Genomic DNA, 16,905 nt, shown 5'->3' on the forward strand with positions numbered 1-16,905 from the left:
CGCACTTAGGTTGGCGTTGGCCTAGCTCGTAAATACAGCGGAGATAACTTTGCCGGAAGGCACACGAATATCCAGCCTGTCATCGGCGATACCCGCGGCTTTCATAATGGTTTTGCCATAGGCCGCCAACGTTGACTCAGCGTCAATATCGGCATTCTCAGCGGAGCCGTTGGCTGAATTGATACCCGTCGCCGCGAGTTCGTCTTTTTGATCAAGCTGTAGATCGCCGTAAAGCCCGCCTTTAAAACCACTGCCGTGCATTAGGCCCAAGGTCATTTTGCCGTAGTGATCGCGCCCACCACTGTCATTGCGCAGCGGTGTACGACCAAAACAGTCGAGGGTAATTAAGTTGACTTGGTCAACCATGCCCTGCTCATTGAGCATGGCCCAGTACTTCGTTAACGCATCGAGTGAAGCCAAGCTTTCAACCGCTTCATCTCTTAATTCCGTATCGCTGTGGTTGTCGCGACCAAAATCGTGCTTGACTACAATCACCGGGCTGAGCTTGATTTTGGCAAAAGCAATCGCAGTGCGCAGCTGATTAACAAAATCGTTGCCGTCGATTAAGCTCAGGGCATCACCCAAACTATCGCCAAGATCTCTGGCCTGGGTACGAGTCAAGGCGTGATTGTCCAAAAACGCTCGCTGTTTGGCGCTGCCATTTTGTTTTAAACCTTTGTACAGCTCATCCATTGTCTGGCTATAGAGCGCGGCAAAGTTTTCAACACTGATGCCAGAGCTTGCGCCATCGCCAAACAAACTCTGCAAATTTGTCGGCCGATAAACCGCAATGGGGTTGCCTTTGGAAAAACCTTCGTCGTCGAGCAGCAGCGGAGTGTTTAGTGCCGTACCCATTGCACTGGCATTTTCCAAACAAATCGCCGACGCCAACTCTTCGCTGCGGCTCGAGTTTTCATCGTCGCGCAGCGCTTCTTTCAGCCTGCGCACCGATGCCATTTCAGGGTGCGCATTGGCCCCCGTTCTAAGCCAGAGGCAGGCGAGATTCTCGCGCAATGCTTGCGGTAAGCTCGCCCACGGGCGAGAGGCCTTTACTTGCTGGGCGCCAAGCTGCAGATCGACGGCTGTTTCCAGGTCAGCGGCATTGTGATCAACGCCATTCACTGAGCCGAGCACATCGGCGCCCAACTGGGCAGCCATCGGGTGCTCGATTGCAGCGGCCAAATTATTTGCCGCGCTGGCAAACGCACCGGGGCCATTAACATTGATCGACTCGCCCTGCTTGGACTGCGACAAAATCGTTACTTTTTCATTGCCGGTTGCCGCGTGCACGCGCCCGCTTAATAAAAAGCTTGTCGGCACACCGACAACACTGGCGCGCAGCGAGGTACTGAGCGCGCCGTAAAAACTGTTGCGTAAAAAATTGCGTCTTTTCATTGCTCAGCCCCTTAAAAACCCATACCCACACCGACATTGGCCGGAGCAGAACAAACCATGCGCCACAGCACCTCCATAGATTGCTGAGCATTTAATGCCATGCCGCAACTTGGATTACCGCCGTGATTAATATCGACATCCGCCGGGCTTGCGCACTCTGGTGTCGCACGCGCTAACTGGTAACTTCGCTGCAACGCATCGCGCGCGGCCTGATAATTTTCATGGCTGCCCGGCACACCGAGTATGTGCTGCGTAAAGTCATCGAGGGTCTGCTCAACTTGATCGCGATTAAAGGTTCGGCCGTTCGAAGTATTGCCTATTAATCGCCAGTCTTGCTCTGCACACAAAGCCTCAATAGATTTTAAATAAAACGGGTCCAGCAGGGCCGGCTGCAGCAGCGAGATACGGCCGCGGCTGTAAGTATCATTCGGTATCAGCGCCATCATTTGTTTGGGTAAGTAGCGCGTGTTTTCACAGAGCTTTTGACTATTGTCGATATTGCGCAAGCCGCGAATGTCCTCGAGGCGTTTGTCCATCGCAAAACAGTAGTGATCGCGGCGCATCACGCTGATCAACATCGTACTGTTATCCGTTACTCCGTAGAGCACCAAAGGAGAGCGAAATAAACCCATCAGCAAGGTCTTAAAGCTGTAACCCGAAGCCACAAACGCATCGGCAAGCTCTTGTACATGCACAGGGTAGCGCTGATCACACTCAACCGAAGTAAAGTACTGGCACACCTTAGCTGCCCACGCAAAAGCAAAATCCTGGTGAGTGGCCAGCGTTTGCGCAAACTCATCCATCGTCGATATCTGCTGGCTCAAACCGTGAAAGGCAAAGTCGGGCTTGTCATCACCAATGTTTTCTCGAGCGCGCGTATCCCTGTCTTTGTAGTACTTCATATAAATATTGCGCATTGGGTCCATGCGCTCATGACAGCTGTAACAGTCTGTGCCGGGCAGCGCATGTTCAGCAGCAATACCCTCGCGGTGATTGACCGGTGTTACATCACCGGCTTCAAAACTCTTCGCCGTTGCAACGATAAGCGCCTGGTTGGTCGGCAGGCGGAACTGGTTACTGGTGTTTGTTTGCCAACCAAAAATAAAGGCCGGCGAATTAAAAAAGCCAACCCGCGGAGCAAGCGAATGAAACTCCCCGCCTTCGGGTATTGAGCGCATGCTGCCAATAAAGCTCTCACTGAGCTCGTACGCTGCCATGCTATCAGACTGAACCATCGTCACCGTGCGCCAGTCATCGTAGTCACTGTCGACAACACCGGGCATGGAACGAAGCCAAAATTCTTTGTTGTTTTCCCAAATGTCGCCCCGGTCAGCTCGGGCCATTGCCGCCAACGCCATTGTTGTTACTTCCCATTCCCGGGTGGTAATAATTTCGCGGAAGTCGTCGTCGTCATTGATAATGCGAAGCGCTGTACGCACAAACATTAAATCGAGGTTGGCCTTGGCACGACTAGTATCAACCGGAGCATCCGGCGCATAACCCAGGCCGCCGTTTTGACGATAATAATTGGTGTTTTCTATCGGAATTTCATTCTGCTGCAGCAACAATCTGAGCATGCGCATCAGTTTTTGCTGAAACGCCGCATCGCTCATCCATTTATCGAGTAACAACTCGTATTCCGTCTGATCAAAGGCCCCACCTGCCGTTAAAGCGCTGTATTCTTCAGCCGTCACGGCAGAACCGAGCATTAAGGTTTTAACGTAGTTGGCAATGCTAAACGCATCACTTTTATTTAGCGCCTGAGGAATAATTTCACTCGGCACCTCCGGCTCAATATTAATAGGCGGTGCAAGCTCAATTAATTTATCGACCCAAGCGACAAAACGCTCATAGTGCTCTTCGCTCACCCCTTGCTGACCAAAGGGCATTTTGGCCATGCACTGATCACCAGAGTTCACATTGATTAACCTTAGGAACAGGGAATTATCCCTGTCCATTGGGTCGATAATAAGCTCGTCACCACAAGCTGAATTACCCGACTTATGGCCAACCATGCGCGCAGCAATGTCTTCGAGTGAACCGCTAACCAAGTCGATTCGGGCCTGGCCGGGCGTTGCATCGTGACAACTTGAATTGGCGCAGCTGACACCGGCTTGGGTCATCAGCTGTTGTATTTCACTGTTAATATCGAGCGCAGCGGCTACCCGAAAACGAATAAGCTGCTCGGGCATAGTGCCATCGAGGCGCGTGAGCACCGCTTTCAGGGTGTAATCGCCGGCACTTAAGTTTTGCAGCGCCTCATCCACCTGGTTTTTACTCGAAACATTCCAGGTAAAAGGAGCCAGGTTTTCGCGGCGCACCAGTGCGTCATTTAAAAACAACTCAACATTTAACACATCTGCGTCGTTACCCGTTTCCACTGTAATTTCAATCGAGGCCCCCTCATCGAGACTGGCGCCATCGCTGATCCCGCTGATTTGCGGTAGCGCCGGCACGGGCGTCGGCGAAAAAACCGGCGAAGGCGATACAGCAGGGCTAGGCGAGGCGCTGGGCTCAGGGCTCGGACTGCTGCTGGCTAGTGGGCTCGGTGCCTGCGAGGGCTCGGGGCTCGGCAGCGCCGAAGGAATCGGGCTCGGCACGGGGCTCGGCACTGCCGGCGACGGCGCGACACTAGGAAATGGATTAGGTGGAACAGAAGGTGCCATGGACGGCGCCGGACTGAGCCCCGGTACCGGGCTAATACTGGGTTCAGGCTGCATGCTCGGCCGCGCGCTCGCGGCGGGGCTGGGCAATAAAGACGGCAACGGCGAGGGCTGTGCACTCGGGCGTGGCTCAGGACTAACGTTTGGCGTCGAGGTGACCGATGGGCTCGGCGCAAGCGTTGGAGAAACAGAAGCTGCGGGGCTCTCCAAGCCAACACCGCCACCACAGGCTGTTAATGTGAAAAATCCCGTACCGAACAACAGCTGGCGCAAGCCCACGTAAATATTTTTTTGCACTTTCTCCCCCCGATATGCTGCCGCACTAGCACTTGTGCTGACGCAACAAATAAACGGCTGCAACTTTAGTTGAGGGAAGCCATAAAATCCGTGAACAAATTATCAGCGTACTGTATGGAGCATACAAAAGCCGACAGGCCGTGCATATAAAGCGCTTAACTACCGCCTTGAAACTGAATGCTGCCGCTAACACAGAGCTGCTGATCAACCGCCAACCACGGCAAACCCGCATCGTGTAACCACGCACTGTTTTTTTCGCTGTTGAGCATGGCAAGTGTGGAAAAACTGCCGGCAATAAGGCAGGAATCTGCAAGAATACTGACACTGGCAAAGGCCGGCTGAATGCTCATACCAGTCTTTGGGTTGAGCAGATGGCAATAGCGCTTGCCGGAAACCATCATAAAACGCTCGTAGTCGCCGCTGGTCGCAATTGCGCCAAACTGCAACTCAACAAAAGCAATGGCCGCATCGGCAATACGCGGATGCTGTACACCAATGCGCCAGCCACCTCCGTCAAGCATAGGGCCTAATACACGAATATCGCCACCGAGGTTAATATAACCGTGCTGAATACCGCGCTGCAGTGCAATATTGGCGACAACATCGCAGGCAAACTCTTTTACCCAACCGCCAAAATCCAGCTGCATGCCTCGTCGCGGTAAATAGACAGACTCAGCGTCAAACTGAACACTAGGCCAGGAAACAAATGGCAAAATTTGTTTGAGCTGTTTTTTACTTGGCAGCTTCTGGCTTTTAAAATCCCAACAGCGGCGCAACACACCAGAGGTTGGATCAAACAAACCGTTGCTTTGCTGATACAGCTGCTCGGCATAGCTTAATAACGCAGCGGTTTCGTTGTCGATAGCTACCGGGCGCCCCGAACCAGCAGCGGCATTTATTTGAGAAAGTACACTGTCATCGCGATAGCGCGAATACTTATGCTCTAAACGCAAAACTTCGGCGTGCAGCACCTCGCGGTGAGACTCTGCAGCCGAAGCGGAATTGGCGAAAAAATTAAATTCGCAAGGGCAGCCCATCGCTTTAAAACGAAAGTTAAAAAGCTGCATGGACTACAAAACCCTACCATTTAACATCGAGACCAAGCGTAACGTAGGAAAAATCAACCAATGCCGGGCTGGCTTCGCGACCATAGACATAGGTGGGGTCTGCAGCGCGACCTGTCGATGTATAATTTTCATAAGAGGCTTTAACTCGCCAGTTACCGATTTCTCGGCTCACCCCAAAACGCATACTTACCGAGCTAAATGCAGAAAGGCGATAATCACTGGAATAATAACCATCAGCGCGCTCGCCAACATAATAGTTTCGCCAGAAATTAGCTGCACCCTGGTTGTAATAACGCAGACGCGGAGCAATTTGCCACTTGCCGATATTTTGATACCAGGCAAGGCTAACTGTATGGGACTCAGTACCCCAGTCAGTAAAATAAAAGCGATAGTCTGAATGCACAGCTGCATTCATTTTATCAACAAAAAATCGAGACTGTAAATTCCACGCAAACTGCGTGCGTGTCTCCGGCCTGGAGTCGGCAACAGCCTGCCCCAAGCTATCAATCCAAGCCAGTTTATACGGGTCGGATAAAAAGCCGGTGTAAATCGCTGTACTGATATTGGTACCGAGCACCCAGTTTTTATTCATCACCTGAGAAACACCCAAGCTGGCATTAATGCTCTGCTTGTTCTCGTGCTCGGGGCGGGTTGGGTAGGCAGGGCCGGCATCAGTTGGCGTCAGCTCATCGAGAGAGAAACCCGCACCAAAATCAACCGTAGTATTATTACCGTTATAAAAGGAACTGTGCGCTGCACCTAAGCTCACCGAGCTGTAGTCATTCTCCAAAGAGAAACCTAAGTTCATGCCCAGCTTTGACGACTTAGAGTAAAAATCGATACCGCCATTACCGGCGAGACGTTTCTCTTCAATCGTCGCCCCACTCATAACAACATTGGGGCCATTTGCACCAGGGGTAACAAACATTGGTGATGCACCACTCATGCTTTCAACTGTCAGCACACCTTTATAGGCTTCAGTATCAGACATGGGGCCGGCAACTAAAAATTGTGCCACATTAATATCGTAGCGGGACTGCTCGGGAGCACCTGGGCTGGCACTTGGTAACGCAGCTTCACCGTATTTATTAAAGCGCGCAGAGAATAGATGCGTATCCGGTACTGCTGCAGCGTTTGCCGTTGACGTTGCCATACCAGGCAAAGCCATTGCAGCACAAGTTAAGGCTTTGAGAGCCTTGTTTTTGTCTTTATGCATTAACTTAAACCTCAGTTACAACCGCAACCGCCACCTGCCACCTCGGCACCGGAGGCCGTTGCCTCTTTAGCGAAGTACACGTGGTCAGACATTTTTGCTTCGAGTGGATCCACAACAAAGCCCATCTCGGCTTTAGCGAGCTTGTCTTTGTGCCAGGGTTTTACGCTCTCACAAGCGCTCAAGCTAACAAGCAAGAGCGCTGCGATCGCGGTCATAGACAGCGATTTAAACATTACTGGGCCAATAGAGTTTCAATCTTTGAACGAATAGCAGGAAGATCGCCTTTCTTGAAGCCAGTGTGAACGATTTGAACACGGCCACTGCGATCGATCAGGTAAGAAGTAGGCATACCTTTGGGCTCGTAAACAGCCGGTACACTGCCTTCAGGATCGGCAAGTACAGGGTAATCAACAGGATATTCAGTCAGAAAATTAACTGCATCCGCTTGAGTTTCATCGATGTTTACAGCTACAACTTCAAAACCTTTAGGAGCAAGCTCTTTGTACATGTCGTTTAACAAAGGCAGAGACACTCGGCAAGGACCACACCAAGACGCCCAAAAGTCCAGGTAGACAACTTTACCTTTATAGTCAGACAAGCTGACCATCGCACCAGTTTCAGTATTCTTAAGGCCAGGTAACTTAAAGTTAGGGGCAAGGTTACCTTCGCTTACAGCTGCAAAAGCCTGGGCGCTAACACAAAACAACAGAGCTACTAAAATTCTGCTCATACTTCCATCTCTCCAAGAACGGGTTAGTTAATTTGGATTCGGGTATGCTAAGCGCAAGATCAGATCCTGTTAAGCGCGAGAGTTTAAGAATTGGACGCAGTGCACACTCCGTTATAAGTGATATCATGGCTTAAGCCTTTAGGACTATAGCAAGCCTAGGCCAAAGCACTTAAACTCATTACTACACCTCATCCCAAAACTCAGTCATGAAATTTCTCAAGCCTATTGCCTTCAGCTGTTTATTAAGTGTCGGCCTGAGTAGCCACGCCAATAGTCTATTACTGGAAGCGGCAGACTTTACTCTGCCCAACATGCAAAGCGACAATTCTTTGACGCTTAGCGATTACAGAGGAAATATTATTTTTCTCGATTTTTGGGCATCTTGGTGTCGCACCTGTATACGCTCCTTCCCATTTATGAAACAGCTTCAAGCCGAATACGGCGAACAGGGCTTGCAAGTCATTGCCATTAATATGGATCAGGATGAAAAGCAGGCACATAGATTTTTAAAAAAATATTCACCCAATTTTCTTGTTGCACGTGATAGTGCAGGCACGGTAGCTATCGACTACGGCGTGCAAGCCCTGCCCACGTCGTTTCTTATCAGCCGCGAAGGCGAAATTATTCTCCGCCACAAAGGCTTTCGCAAAAAACATTACAAACAGCTGCAATTATTAATTGAAGAAAATTTGTAAAAAACCTTCAGCCTTTCTTTGTTAATTATTAACGCCAATCACATATCGTTCCGGTTTTTCTACACACCGATAAAACCACAGCGGGCGTAAAAACTTAACAGCAAAAAATCGAAGCATAAAAAAAGCCACCCGAAGGTGGCTTTATAAAAACCGGCAAGCTCACTTTAGAAGTGATACTTCTCGGCCTTTGATTTTAAATGCTCAAGCAGCGCGTTAATTTTATCCTGGCGCTGCTGGCGGGTATAAACCGCACAGTGAGCACGCGTACACATTTTGCGCAGCGCGCGAACATCTCGGTGCTCTACCTTGCCGTTGCCGTCAAAGTCATATTCCGGCTTAGCCTGGCCGGTATAGAGCAGCCAAACAAACGACAGTAAATCGCGGCGATCAATATCCTGATCCCAGTCGAAATCACCTAAGACACCAATGCTTGGGTCAAGCGGGAAATCGTCGATAGTATCGTCAACACCGTCATTGTCGTCGTCGTTGTCGTACGCATCGGCAATGCCATCACCGTCAAAGTCGGCCAAAATGGTAATCGGGAACAGGCCGCCAATTGCAGTTTCAACACCGGCATCATCAACAAAACGCGCAAACAGGAAGTAGAAATTCCCTTCTGGCAGTTCATCGCTTGGCGTCACGCCATCGAGGCTTAACAGCGCTTTGGCTTCGCCACTTTGCAAACCAATGGCATCGGCATCGGCGACAAGATAGTCATTGATCACCGACCAACCGGCGTCCATCTCACGCAGCATAAACTGCACACCACCAACCGTGTCAGAGACCAGCTGACCGGTACCTGCATCAAAGTTTGCCGCCAGCTCCATCACACCGCCTTCAACATACTCGGTGCTCAGGTACTTGCCGTCGTCATCCAGCGCCAGCGAAGCGGGCACAACAGGCTTGGTCAGGGTGATCGGCGCAATGCCATTGACGTAATAGTAGGTTCCGGCTTCATCAAAGAACTCGGCAAACAGATAGTAGAAGTGCCCCTCTGGCAAGTCTTCACTGGCCGCGAGCGCAGATGTGTCGAACTGCACAGTGGCAACACCATTTTGTGTATCAACGGTGCTGGCATCGCTGACAAACACATCGCTGACCGGGGCCCAACTGGCATCCAACTGACGCAGAGCAAAGCGCACACCGTCGTTGTAGGCGTTGACCGTGTGACCGTCGCCCGCTTCGTAATTCACGCTGACTTCCAGCGGCGTGCCCACTTCGACAGGCACCAGGTACTTGTCGCGGTCGTCAAAGCTGATACCGGGCTCAGCAGGTGCGCCGGGCACAATGGTAATCGGCGCAATACCGCCTTCAACATTGTTGTAGAAACCGCCGTCACTGCTCTCCACCACAATCAACAGCATGTAGAACTGGCCGTCGGCAAGCTCGTCACTCGGCGTCAGCCCTGCTGTCGGAATGCTGATCAGAGCAGTACCACTTTCCTGGCCAAGCGCGCTGTTGTCTGCGGCAATCGTATCGCTAACTACTGTCCAGTCCGGGTTCATCAAGCGCAGATAAGCGGCAACTGCACCCTCGCCCCAGTTATCGACGACGGTGTTGCCCGTGCCCATGTGGTAGTTAACACTTACATCGATGCTGCTGCCAGCCTCGTAGAGTGTGTCGCGCACAGCATCCGGGTTTTCGATAGAAATCGATAACGGTATGACCGCATCATTCGGCTCAATCACCACTCCGGTGACACCGGCGATGCTCTGCGTTGAACCGGCACTCGAATCAAACTGTGCAAACAGGAAGTAGAAGTGGCCTTCAGGCAACTGCTCATTGGGCGTGACGCCAAGCAGGGAGAAATCGATGGTCGATGTTCCGCGCTGCTGGCCGACAACCGACGAGTCAAACTGGATATAGTCTTTTTCTACACCCCAGTTTGCGTTCATCTGGCGCAGCATATAAGTCACACCATTACCCGTTACAGCTTCGCCGGTACCCGCTTCAAAGTTGGTACTGATTTGCATGCTGGTGCCGCTCATAAACGGCGCCGAGGTGTAGTTGCTGGCGTCGTCAATGCTCAGCGACGGCGCTACCGGCACTTCGACGGTGAGCACACTCTGGGCGCTGAAATTGCCCTCGTCCGAGCTGGCAGTAATAACGACCGTGCCCGCGGCAAAGGTCGACACCAAACCACTGGCATCAACCGTGGCGATAGCTGGGTTGTCGGAGCTGAAGCTAAGCCCGGTGTTCGCGGCGTAATACGGCGTCACTGAAGCCTCAAGCTGAATGCTGTCGCCGACCGCCAAAATGGCTGAAGCCGGGCTGATGCGCACGCCATCTACCGGCGCATTTTTGCTGCGGATATCGGCACTAAATTGATAGACTTCCAGGGTCACACTGGAAATTCGGCCGCCGTCGTCAGCAAAACTCACACTGACGCTGTTGCTCGCTTTAAGCAGCGACATAGGCACGGGAATTTCAATGGTGCCAAAGAAACGCTCGCGCACACTTTGATCACTGCCAAATAAGGCATCGGGCACATCGACAGCAGTGCCATTGACCAGCACACTCGGCTTCAATGAAGCGCCTTGATCGCGACCAACACTGACGCGCAGCACCGCCTCGCCAAACTCAGATACCTGTACACCACTGATATCAAAATTTGAGGCAACACCGGCGACGATCGGCTGGTAGTAGCTCGCCGCATAGTACTTAGCTTGGCTGACTTGCTCGCTAATGGCGATTGGCGCATCAAAGCTGTACTCGAGAATCGCTGTCGCCTCACCGTCGAGCACAAAACTCTCGGGCGCCACCGCCAGGGTCTCAACCGTCAACTCTGGCGCGCTGCCAACCAAGTGCAAGTGCTTGGTGCGCACGGATTCAACCGCAACACTCTCACTGCCAAAGAAGTTAAGCGCAACACTTTCAGCCGTTGGCGAAAGGTTGGAAAGAATGACATAAGCTTTGTTGCCGTCGACATAGGTATCGATCATGACGTTGGCATTGGTTGAACGCGAGTCGACGCGGGTACCGTTGACATCCGACCACAGCTCATAAAACTTGACCATGTCGGTGTAGACCCACTGCTCACCGCTTTCGCCTTCGGCCTCAAAGGCCTGGCGCAGCAAACGCCACGGGTACGGGTTGCCATCTTCGCGGCCCCATTCGCCCTTAGTCACCATAAATGGAATGGTTTTGAGCATTTGATCCGGGCGCGCCATAAATTGCATCAGCATTGGGCTGAAGCTTTTCATAAACTGCCAGTCGCGCAGTGGCGACCACGCCTGCTGCTCGAGCTGATGGTCGCGACCACCGTACTCAGAAAGCACATACGGTTTCACCTCACCGAGCTTGAGCACACTGTACTGCTCCATCATATCCAGCGTGGCTTCAATACGTGCGCCTTTGAAGTCAACCGGGCCGATATAACCGCCGGCATCCTGGCTCCAAAACTGGTTGAAGTCGTAGAGGTGAATGGAAAAGAAATCCATGTTGTCGCCAGAGGTATCGATAAACAGCTGCATGCGCTCTTCCCAGCGCGCGAACTCACGCTCTTCAAAAATCGGGAAGGCAGTGGTGTAGCCACCAATCATCACATCGCTGTTTACGCGGCGCACCGCTTCGGCAACATCGTTGTGGAAATTAAAAACTTCGATCGGCTGCGTGTCGCCAACCGTGACCAGCTCATAGAGCGGCTCATTTAATATCTCAAGCAGTTTTGGACGCGGGTGACCTTTGGTCACAGGCTCGCCGTCATTGCGGTAGAACTCCTGTAGGTAGAGCCCCATAAATTCGCCCATCGCATCGGCGCCGGCAATCTCCCAGCCTGTGCCGCCACAGCAGGGGTTGGTCACGTGACCGGGCCAGAAGGTGTGCACCTGGCCGCCAATCATTACATCACTTTTGTGATCAAATTCGTGAGCCCAGGCCTCGTTGACACCGTAGACCGTCTCGCGCACATAGCCGCCGTAGCTCGCTACCCAGGCGGGGTCGGCATAACCCGGGCGCTCTGGATCCTGCTCGGCCTGATTCATGTAATAACCCATGCCACCGTTGTCGCGGCCGAGATACACATCCAGGTCATTCATCAAATAGGTTAATTTTTCTTCATCACCGTTCCACTCATTTTCAGTGGCTGCAGAGTGCAAAGTGATGAATTTCTTACGATCAAACTCAGAGACCCCACCGACATCGTGTCGTACGTTGAGGTTGATTTGTGTTTCAGTCTGAGCCTGTAAGGTAAGCGGAAGGGCAAACGAGCATACAGCAAACAGCGACTGTACGAAGGTTGATGGCCTCATAGCTACGTCCTACATATTGTTGATTTGTAAAGCACTGAGTAAAGGCACCGACGAGACACTGTGAAGCACAGAAAACTGTCAAAAAAGCGGAACCCCCAAACGCGGCAAAACGATGCACTAGCAGCAGATTGCGCGACCGATAGACTGTTTGCTCATAACGGCAAACTTATAAATAGCGGCTGGCACACATTACCACAGTCTGTACAATTTCAACACAAAAGTATGAGCCCAGATATTAAGCGCGGGTATGATCTGCGCGAATCCCGCATAAAAAAGTGAATAGTGGCGCGATTTTACACACAAAACATACAGAAATTGCTGAAGACCATGCAAAAGTGCCAAAAAGGAAAAATGTGCGACATGTCACAAAATGAATTATGCGCCAGTGCCCACTGACAAAATAACAGGCGATAAGCTAGGAGCAACTCAAAAAGTCGACAAAACCTTCGTCGCCATTGTCACCGCCCTGCCCCGCAGCTGCGCTGCCGGCTCGGCCCAGACAGCGCCCGCCCGCGCCGCCGGCACCGCCTTGGCCGCCGCTGACATCAATACGCTCCGGCCTGCAGTTGTGCTGGGCGGCGCGAATCACCACACAGCCGCCATTGCCACCGACCGCACCACCACCGCCGCCACCGGGCGCATCGTGAAAGGCGTTGCTGACATCGGCGCCGCTGGCACCGGCTTGCCCATTAAGGCCCGAGGCAACAATGCGCCCGAGTGACATATCGAGCACAGCTCCCACCTGCAGATACAGCAACGCGCCGTTCATTGCGCGAACTTGCGAAGCGCCATCACCACCGTGGCCTGCCAAACTCTGCTGACTGCGCGCGCCGCGAGCAGCCGTTGCGCTGGCGCCGACTTGGTGCTGCGCACCGCGAACAAAAGCCCCCGCTCCTCCGCCACCGCCGGCGTAGCGCGAACCCGGCGCCCCGCGACCACCGGCGAGCTCACCGCTTGGCGCCTGTAAAGCACCACCGCCACCACCAGCGCCGCTGCGAAGGCGAAGGTTGTAGGCATAAGACAAGGTCAAGCCAGCATCGATATCCAGCGTCGGCGCCTGCATCACATCCATAAACTGCCGGCAGATTAAATCGCCGTGCACAATGCAGTTGTTATCAACTTTTAGTGACAGCCAATCGCAGGCCTCAGGCAAAAGCACAAGCGCCGCGCCGGGCTCAATCAACACATTTTGAAAATGATAAGCGCGCGCGGCCAGCTCGAGAGTCTCCCCCGCTTTTAAATGCAGGCTCGGTCGCTCGCTATTTGGCGTTTCGGCAAATGCCGCGGCAAGAAAGGTATCGGACAGCATAAACATCCATGTAATAATCAGGGCACGTCATCATAACGAGCGCCAAACAAAAGCAAAAGCGCCCAAGCCCAAGACTCAGCTAAAGCCCATAGCTGCGCAGAATCTCGGCGATTTTCTCGGTTTCCAGTGTTTCGGGATACAACAAGTAAGACGGCGCTTGAATCTCGGTAGCCGAATCCAGCGTCACAACAATCAAGCCCATGCGAGCGATACTCGAACCAAGGCTGGCAGCAAAAACACGCTGCTGTCTGCGCAAACGTTCGCTGCCAAACATTACAAATTCGGCAAGGCCGGTGAATTTATAACCGTGGCGTTTATGCACATCGGCAAAGCTGACGCAAACCCGCGGATTATCAGCAAGGTTGTCGACACATTCAGAAATTGCCAAATCCGCAATCAACAATTGGTTGTCGCCAAAATAACTAAAGCGCGCTTTTGGCAGGCAGTGCTGCGCCCCGTGCTCATCCACCGTCACCAACCAGCACAAGCGGCTGGCCTTAATAGCGGATTTTTCCCTAAAGCCCAATATCATCGTTAGCAAGCCGCCCCTATTTACAAAAAGCGAACTTAGCGCAGCGGCCCGTAGGCAAGCTTGCTATACCTCAACAACTGCGCGCAGAGGCAACATAGATGGCGGCTAACAACAACAAAACTCAGTAAAATTTGAGCTAAGACAGAAGTTTACTTCAAGCCGGCCGCGCCGCTAAACCTGCCCGACAAGCTTAGAGTTCATCGTCGATCTCGGCTTGCAGCTTTTCAAGCTCATCGAGCACACGCATAAACTTTGTCCCAAATTCCGTCACACGATATTCCACACGCGGCGGCACCTCATTGTATGAAAGGCGCTCTAAAATACCAAAGCGGGTGTTTTTACGCAGACACTCATTGAGCACCTTTGTGCTCAAGCCTTCGACATTGCGCACCATTTCACCTGGCCGATTAATACCTCTGGCCAGCAATTGATAGACCGTCAGCGACCACTTACAGCCATAGATCGTCTCAAGCATGCGCGTACTTTTATCGGGCGCAATTTTTCTCGAAACTTTTTTTTCCTGTGTTTTCATCAACATGTACCAAAAAGTACCTAGCGTACGTAAAAGTACTTACTTTTTCGCCCACCTACTGTTCGTTAACTTAGCGCTCAACGTTAACACACCCGAGAGGAAGAAAATGAACAAAAGTATCACAGCGCTGATTATTGGTGGCTCCAGCGGAATAGGCCTAGCATGTGCAGAACAGCTCAACCAGCAAGGCATCGACTGCATCGTACTTGGCAGCAACAAGCAAAAACTCGAACAGGCCAAACAAAAACAACAAAGCCCAGCCAAGCTTGAAACCCTGCAGGCCGATCTCTATGAAGAAAAAGACGTAGACCGGGTTGTCGATTTAATACACAGCGATAATAGGCACATAAAATACCTGGTCAACGCCGCAGGTTATTTTAACCCCAAAGCATTTTTAGAGCACAGCAAGCAGGACTACGACAAATACGCCCAGCTCAACCGCGCCGCCTTTTTTATTACACAAGCCGTAGCACAAAACATGAAAGAAAACGGCGGCGGCGCCATCGTACACATCGGCTCCATGTGGGCCAAACAGGCCATCAAAGCCACGCCCTCATCCGCCTACTCCATGGCCAAAGCCGGCCTGCACGCATTGACCCAACATATGGCCATGGAGCTTGCCGATTTTAATATCCGTGTGAATGCGGTTTCTCCAGCGGTAGTTAAAACACCGATTTACGAGGCCTTTATTAAACCGGAAGACGTCGAGCAAGCCCTGCAAGGATTTAACGATTTCCACCCGATAGGGCGCATAGGCAGCGTCGACGACATCGCCAACAGCGTGAGCTTTTTATTAAGTGAAAAATCAAGCTGGGTAACAGGAGCCATCTGGGACGTCGACGGCGGTGTAATAGCGGGAAGAAACTAAAGCAAAAAAGAACAAAAGAGGCACCGGTATAAAAGAGGCGCTCCTAGCAGAGCGCCCACAACATTGCCTTCACCGATTTATCCGGCCGAATGCATTGCTCGGCAACCATGCCCTGATTGTATTGTGATGCATTGACCACGCATCCCATGCAGTTCGGGCCCATTCTTTGACAACTGCTTTATGCGCTTTGACTGATTTAGCCCGATAAACATCAGCGGCAGTAATTAAACCAAAGCTTGTTGGGGGCTCAAGATAAATAAACGAATGTTTATCCTTTCCGGCTTCAAGCATGGCGGTATTGGCATGCTCCGCCGCTAGCCCATGCTCTAAGAACAGACATAGCCGGATCAGGTGCACAGCAACCGACTGTATACTCTGGCGATCATCTGAACCTGGGTGCTGCACAGCGTAGGCATCTACGCTCAAACGATGCACATCAAAATAATCGGAGCTACTATATTCACGAGCTAACACCTTGCCATAAACAGACCAGCAACCAGGAGATGAAGCCATGTAGCGATGCACCGGCCCATCAATATTGGGGTATTCACCACCACAACTAAAACACTGACACGTATCCATACCCACCGACTGCCTCTGTTGTAAGCAAGATATTGCGATCAAAAGGTTACGATCAAAAGGTTTGGCATAATACAGTAGAGCCTTAAAGCACTTATTGGCATGATAGAAGTAACTCCATTGGCTGAAAAGATATCCCACCTTTAGTTTGCACAGCAGCAGACTCAGTAAACCCAAACTTTTTGTAGACAGGCACTGCGTAAATAGAAGACCTTAGCGTGAAAGAATCACATTTAACATGCTGCTGAACGTGCTGCCACAAAATCCTAGAAATACCATTACCCTGAAACTCTTCTGATACAAATAAATGATGAAGGTGATTTGGTTTTTTTAAGAGAGATATACCCAACTATTTCACCGCCACTTTCATATACAAAACTTAGAAAGCCACCACTGCAGATCCTTTTTGTAAATGCCCTCTGCGTTAATGTTTCAGCCAGCCAGTATGGAACACCATTTTTTGGCTCATGCAAATAAAAATGAGCCAATGACTTAACCAGATTTGATATAGCTTGTGCGTCACTTTCTCTAGCGATTCGAATGCTCATATCGACTTTTTTGAATAACCAGGCCCTAACAAAACTCCAAGTGGGTAACTTGGGAGCCTAACGCCGCGATTACCGGCAGGAACGGGGTTGTTTAATTTGTGCTATTTAAGCACAAATTAAACAACGCAGTGGATATCCGGTAGATTGCTTTGTATGGTTTCCCTTCCAAGAAAATATTCATTTTTAAAACTTTTCCAAACGGGTAAATTGAGGCCCACCTTCAG

At 51.4% G+C, this 16,905-nt stretch carries 15 protein-coding genes; 2 read left to right on the plus strand and 13 right to left on the minus strand.

Features of this window, described 5'->3' with window-relative positions:
- Positions 1 to 21: 21 nt before the first annotated feature.
- The 6 genes from CFK45_RS02765 to CFK45_RS02795 form a co-directional block, all read right to left on the minus strand.
- The gene (locus tag CFK45_RS02765; RefSeq protein ID WP_096084853.1) at positions 22 to 1,395 is read right to left on the minus strand and encodes a DUF1501 domain-containing protein; all 1,374 of its coding nucleotides are present in this window, start codon (positions 1,393 to 1,395) and stop codon (positions 22 to 24) included.
- A gap of 11 nt (positions 1,396 to 1,406) precedes the next feature.
- Entirely contained in the window at positions 1,407 to 4,355 is a 2,949-nt protein-coding gene (locus CFK45_RS02770) for an Ig-like domain-containing protein (RefSeq protein WP_143247457.1), read from the minus strand.
- A 155-nt stretch (positions 4,356 to 4,510) separates the two neighbouring features.
- Positions 4,511 to 5,422, minus strand: a complete 912-nt coding sequence (locus CFK45_RS02780; protein WP_096084856.1) for an FAD:protein FMN transferase — start codon at positions 5,420 to 5,422, stop codon at positions 4,511 to 4,513.
- 13 nt (positions 5,423 to 5,435) lie between these two features.
- Positions 5,436 to 6,638, minus strand: a complete 1,203-nt coding sequence (locus CFK45_RS02785) for a DUF3570 domain-containing protein (RefSeq protein WP_096084857.1) — start codon at positions 6,636 to 6,638, stop codon at positions 5,436 to 5,438.
- 11 nt (positions 6,639 to 6,649) lie between these two features.
- On the minus strand, positions 6,650 to 6,871 hold the full coding sequence (locus CFK45_RS02790) for a DUF4266 domain-containing protein (protein WP_239923515.1): 222 nt from the start codon (positions 6,869 to 6,871) through the stop codon (positions 6,650 to 6,652).
- Entirely contained in the window at positions 6,871 to 7,368 is a 498-nt protein-coding gene (locus tag CFK45_RS02795; protein ID WP_096084858.1) for a TlpA disulfide reductase family protein, read from the minus strand. Before CFK45_RS02795 ends, CFK45_RS02790 begins: the two co-directional genes overlap by 1 nt.
- A 206-nt stretch (positions 7,369 to 7,574) precedes the next feature.
- On the opposite strand from CFK45_RS02795, the gene CFK45_RS02800 reads away from it, so the two are divergent.
- A complete protein-coding gene (locus CFK45_RS02800; protein ID WP_096084859.1) occupies positions 7,575 to 8,063 on the plus strand; it encodes a TlpA disulfide reductase family protein in 489 nt (162 codons plus the stop codon).
- A 164-nt stretch (positions 8,064 to 8,227) separates the two neighbouring features.
- Here the strand turns inward: CFK45_RS02800 and CFK45_RS02805 are convergent, their stop codons facing one another.
- The 4 genes from CFK45_RS02805 to CFK45_RS02825 form a co-directional block, all read right to left on the minus strand.
- Positions 8,228 to 12,313, minus strand: coding sequence for an Ig-like domain-containing protein (locus CFK45_RS02805; RefSeq protein WP_096084860.1), 4,086 nt, complete (start codon positions 12,311 to 12,313; stop codon positions 8,228 to 8,230).
- Positions 12,314 to 12,728: 415 nt separating this feature from the next.
- Positions 12,729 to 13,622 (minus strand): hypothetical protein, encoded by an 894-nt coding sequence (locus tag CFK45_RS02815; RefSeq protein WP_143247458.1) that lies wholly within the window; start codon positions 13,620 to 13,622, stop codon positions 12,729 to 12,731.
- A gap of 79 nt (positions 13,623 to 13,701) precedes the next feature.
- Positions 13,702 to 14,154 (minus strand): pyridoxamine 5'-phosphate oxidase family protein, encoded by a 453-nt coding sequence (locus CFK45_RS02820; RefSeq protein WP_096084863.1) that lies wholly within the window; start codon positions 14,152 to 14,154, stop codon positions 13,702 to 13,704.
- A 190-nt stretch (positions 14,155 to 14,344) separates the two neighbouring features.
- Complete coding sequence (locus CFK45_RS02825) at positions 14,345 to 14,692, minus strand: winged helix-turn-helix transcriptional regulator (RefSeq protein ID WP_204378397.1); 348 nt, start codon at positions 14,690 to 14,692, stop codon at positions 14,345 to 14,347.
- Positions 14,693 to 14,792: 100 nt separating this feature from the next.
- Between CFK45_RS02825 and CFK45_RS02830 the strand changes: the two genes are divergently transcribed.
- A complete protein-coding gene (locus tag CFK45_RS02830; protein WP_096084865.1) occupies positions 14,793 to 15,554 on the plus strand; it encodes an SDR family NAD(P)-dependent oxidoreductase in 762 nt (253 codons plus the stop codon).
- Positions 15,555 to 15,623: 69 nt separating this feature from the next.
- Here CFK45_RS02830 and CFK45_RS02835 read toward each other — a convergent pair whose 3' ends face one another.
- The 3 genes from CFK45_RS02835 to CFK45_RS18610 all read right to left on the minus strand — a co-directional run bounded on the left by CFK45_RS02835 (position 15,624) and on the right by CFK45_RS18610 (position 16,681).
- The gene (locus tag CFK45_RS02835) at positions 15,624 to 16,136 is read right to left on the minus strand and encodes a DUF5946 family protein (protein ID WP_143247460.1); all 513 of its coding nucleotides are present in this window, start codon (positions 16,134 to 16,136) and stop codon (positions 15,624 to 15,626) included.
- Positions 16,137 to 16,227: 91 nt separating this feature from the next.
- Entirely contained in the window at positions 16,228 to 16,482 is a 255-nt protein-coding gene (locus tag CFK45_RS18865; RefSeq protein WP_204378398.1) for a GNAT family N-acetyltransferase, read from the minus strand.
- The gene (locus CFK45_RS18610; protein ID WP_204378407.1) at positions 16,412 to 16,681 is read right to left on the minus strand and encodes a GNAT family N-acetyltransferase; all 270 of its coding nucleotides are present in this window, start codon (positions 16,679 to 16,681) and stop codon (positions 16,412 to 16,414) included. The genes CFK45_RS18865 and CFK45_RS18610 overlap by 71 nt, the downstream gene beginning before the upstream one ends.
- Positions 16,682 to 16,905: the final 224 nt, after the last annotated feature.

The sequence above is a fragment of the Agaribacterium haliotis genome (genome assembly GCF_002312815.1).
GTDB lineage: Bacteria > Pseudomonadota > Gammaproteobacteria > Pseudomonadales > Cellvibrionaceae > Agaribacterium > Agaribacterium haliotis.

Bases quoted from the DNA above. Each gene is read 5' to 3' on its own strand.
- CFK45_RS02765 (WP_096084853.1), bottom strand. From the start codon at position 1,395: ATGAAAAGACGCAATTTTTTACGCAACAGTTTTTACGGCGCGCTCAGT.
- CFK45_RS02780 (WP_096084856.1), bottom strand. From the start codon at position 5,422: ATGCAGCTTTTTAACTTTCGTTTTAAAGCGATGGGCTGCCCTTGCGAA.
- CFK45_RS02785 (WP_096084857.1), bottom strand. From the start codon at position 6,638: ATGCATAAAGACAAAAACAAGGCTCTCAAAGCCTTAACTTGTGCTGCA.
- CFK45_RS02790 (WP_239923515.1), bottom strand. From the start codon at position 6,871: ATGTTTAAATCGCTGTCTATGACCGCGATCGCAGCGCTCTTGCTTGTT.
- CFK45_RS02795 (WP_096084858.1), bottom strand. From the start codon at position 7,368: ATGAGCAGAATTTTAGTAGCTCTGTTGTTTTGTGTTAGCGCCCAGGCT.
- CFK45_RS02800 (WP_096084859.1), top strand. From the start codon at position 7,575: ATGAAATTTCTCAAGCCTATTGCCTTCAGCTGTTTATTAAGTGTCGGC.
- CFK45_RS02805 (WP_096084860.1), bottom strand. From the start codon at position 12,313: ATGAGGCCATCAACCTTCGTACAGTCGCTGTTTGCTGTATGCTCGTTT.
- CFK45_RS02815 (WP_143247458.1), bottom strand. From the start codon at position 13,622: ATGCTGTCCGATACCTTTCTTGCCGCGGCATTTGCCGAAACGCCAAAT.
- CFK45_RS02820 (WP_096084863.1), bottom strand. From the start codon at position 14,154: ATGATATTGGGCTTTAGGGAAAAATCCGCTATTAAGGCCAGCCGCTTG.
- CFK45_RS02825 (WP_204378397.1), bottom strand. From the start codon at position 14,692: ATGTTGATGAAAACACAGGAAAAAAAAGTTTCGAGAAAAATTGCGCCC.
- CFK45_RS02830 (WP_096084865.1), top strand. From the start codon at position 14,793: ATGAACAAAAGTATCACAGCGCTGATTATTGGTGGCTCCAGCGGAATA.
- CFK45_RS02835 (WP_143247460.1), bottom strand. From the start codon at position 16,136: ATGGATACGTGTCAGTGTTTTAGTTGTGGTGGTGAATACCCCAATATT.
- CFK45_RS18610 (WP_204378407.1), bottom strand. From the start codon at position 16,681: ATGAGCATTCGAATCGCTAGAGAAAGTGACGCACAAGCTATATCAAAT.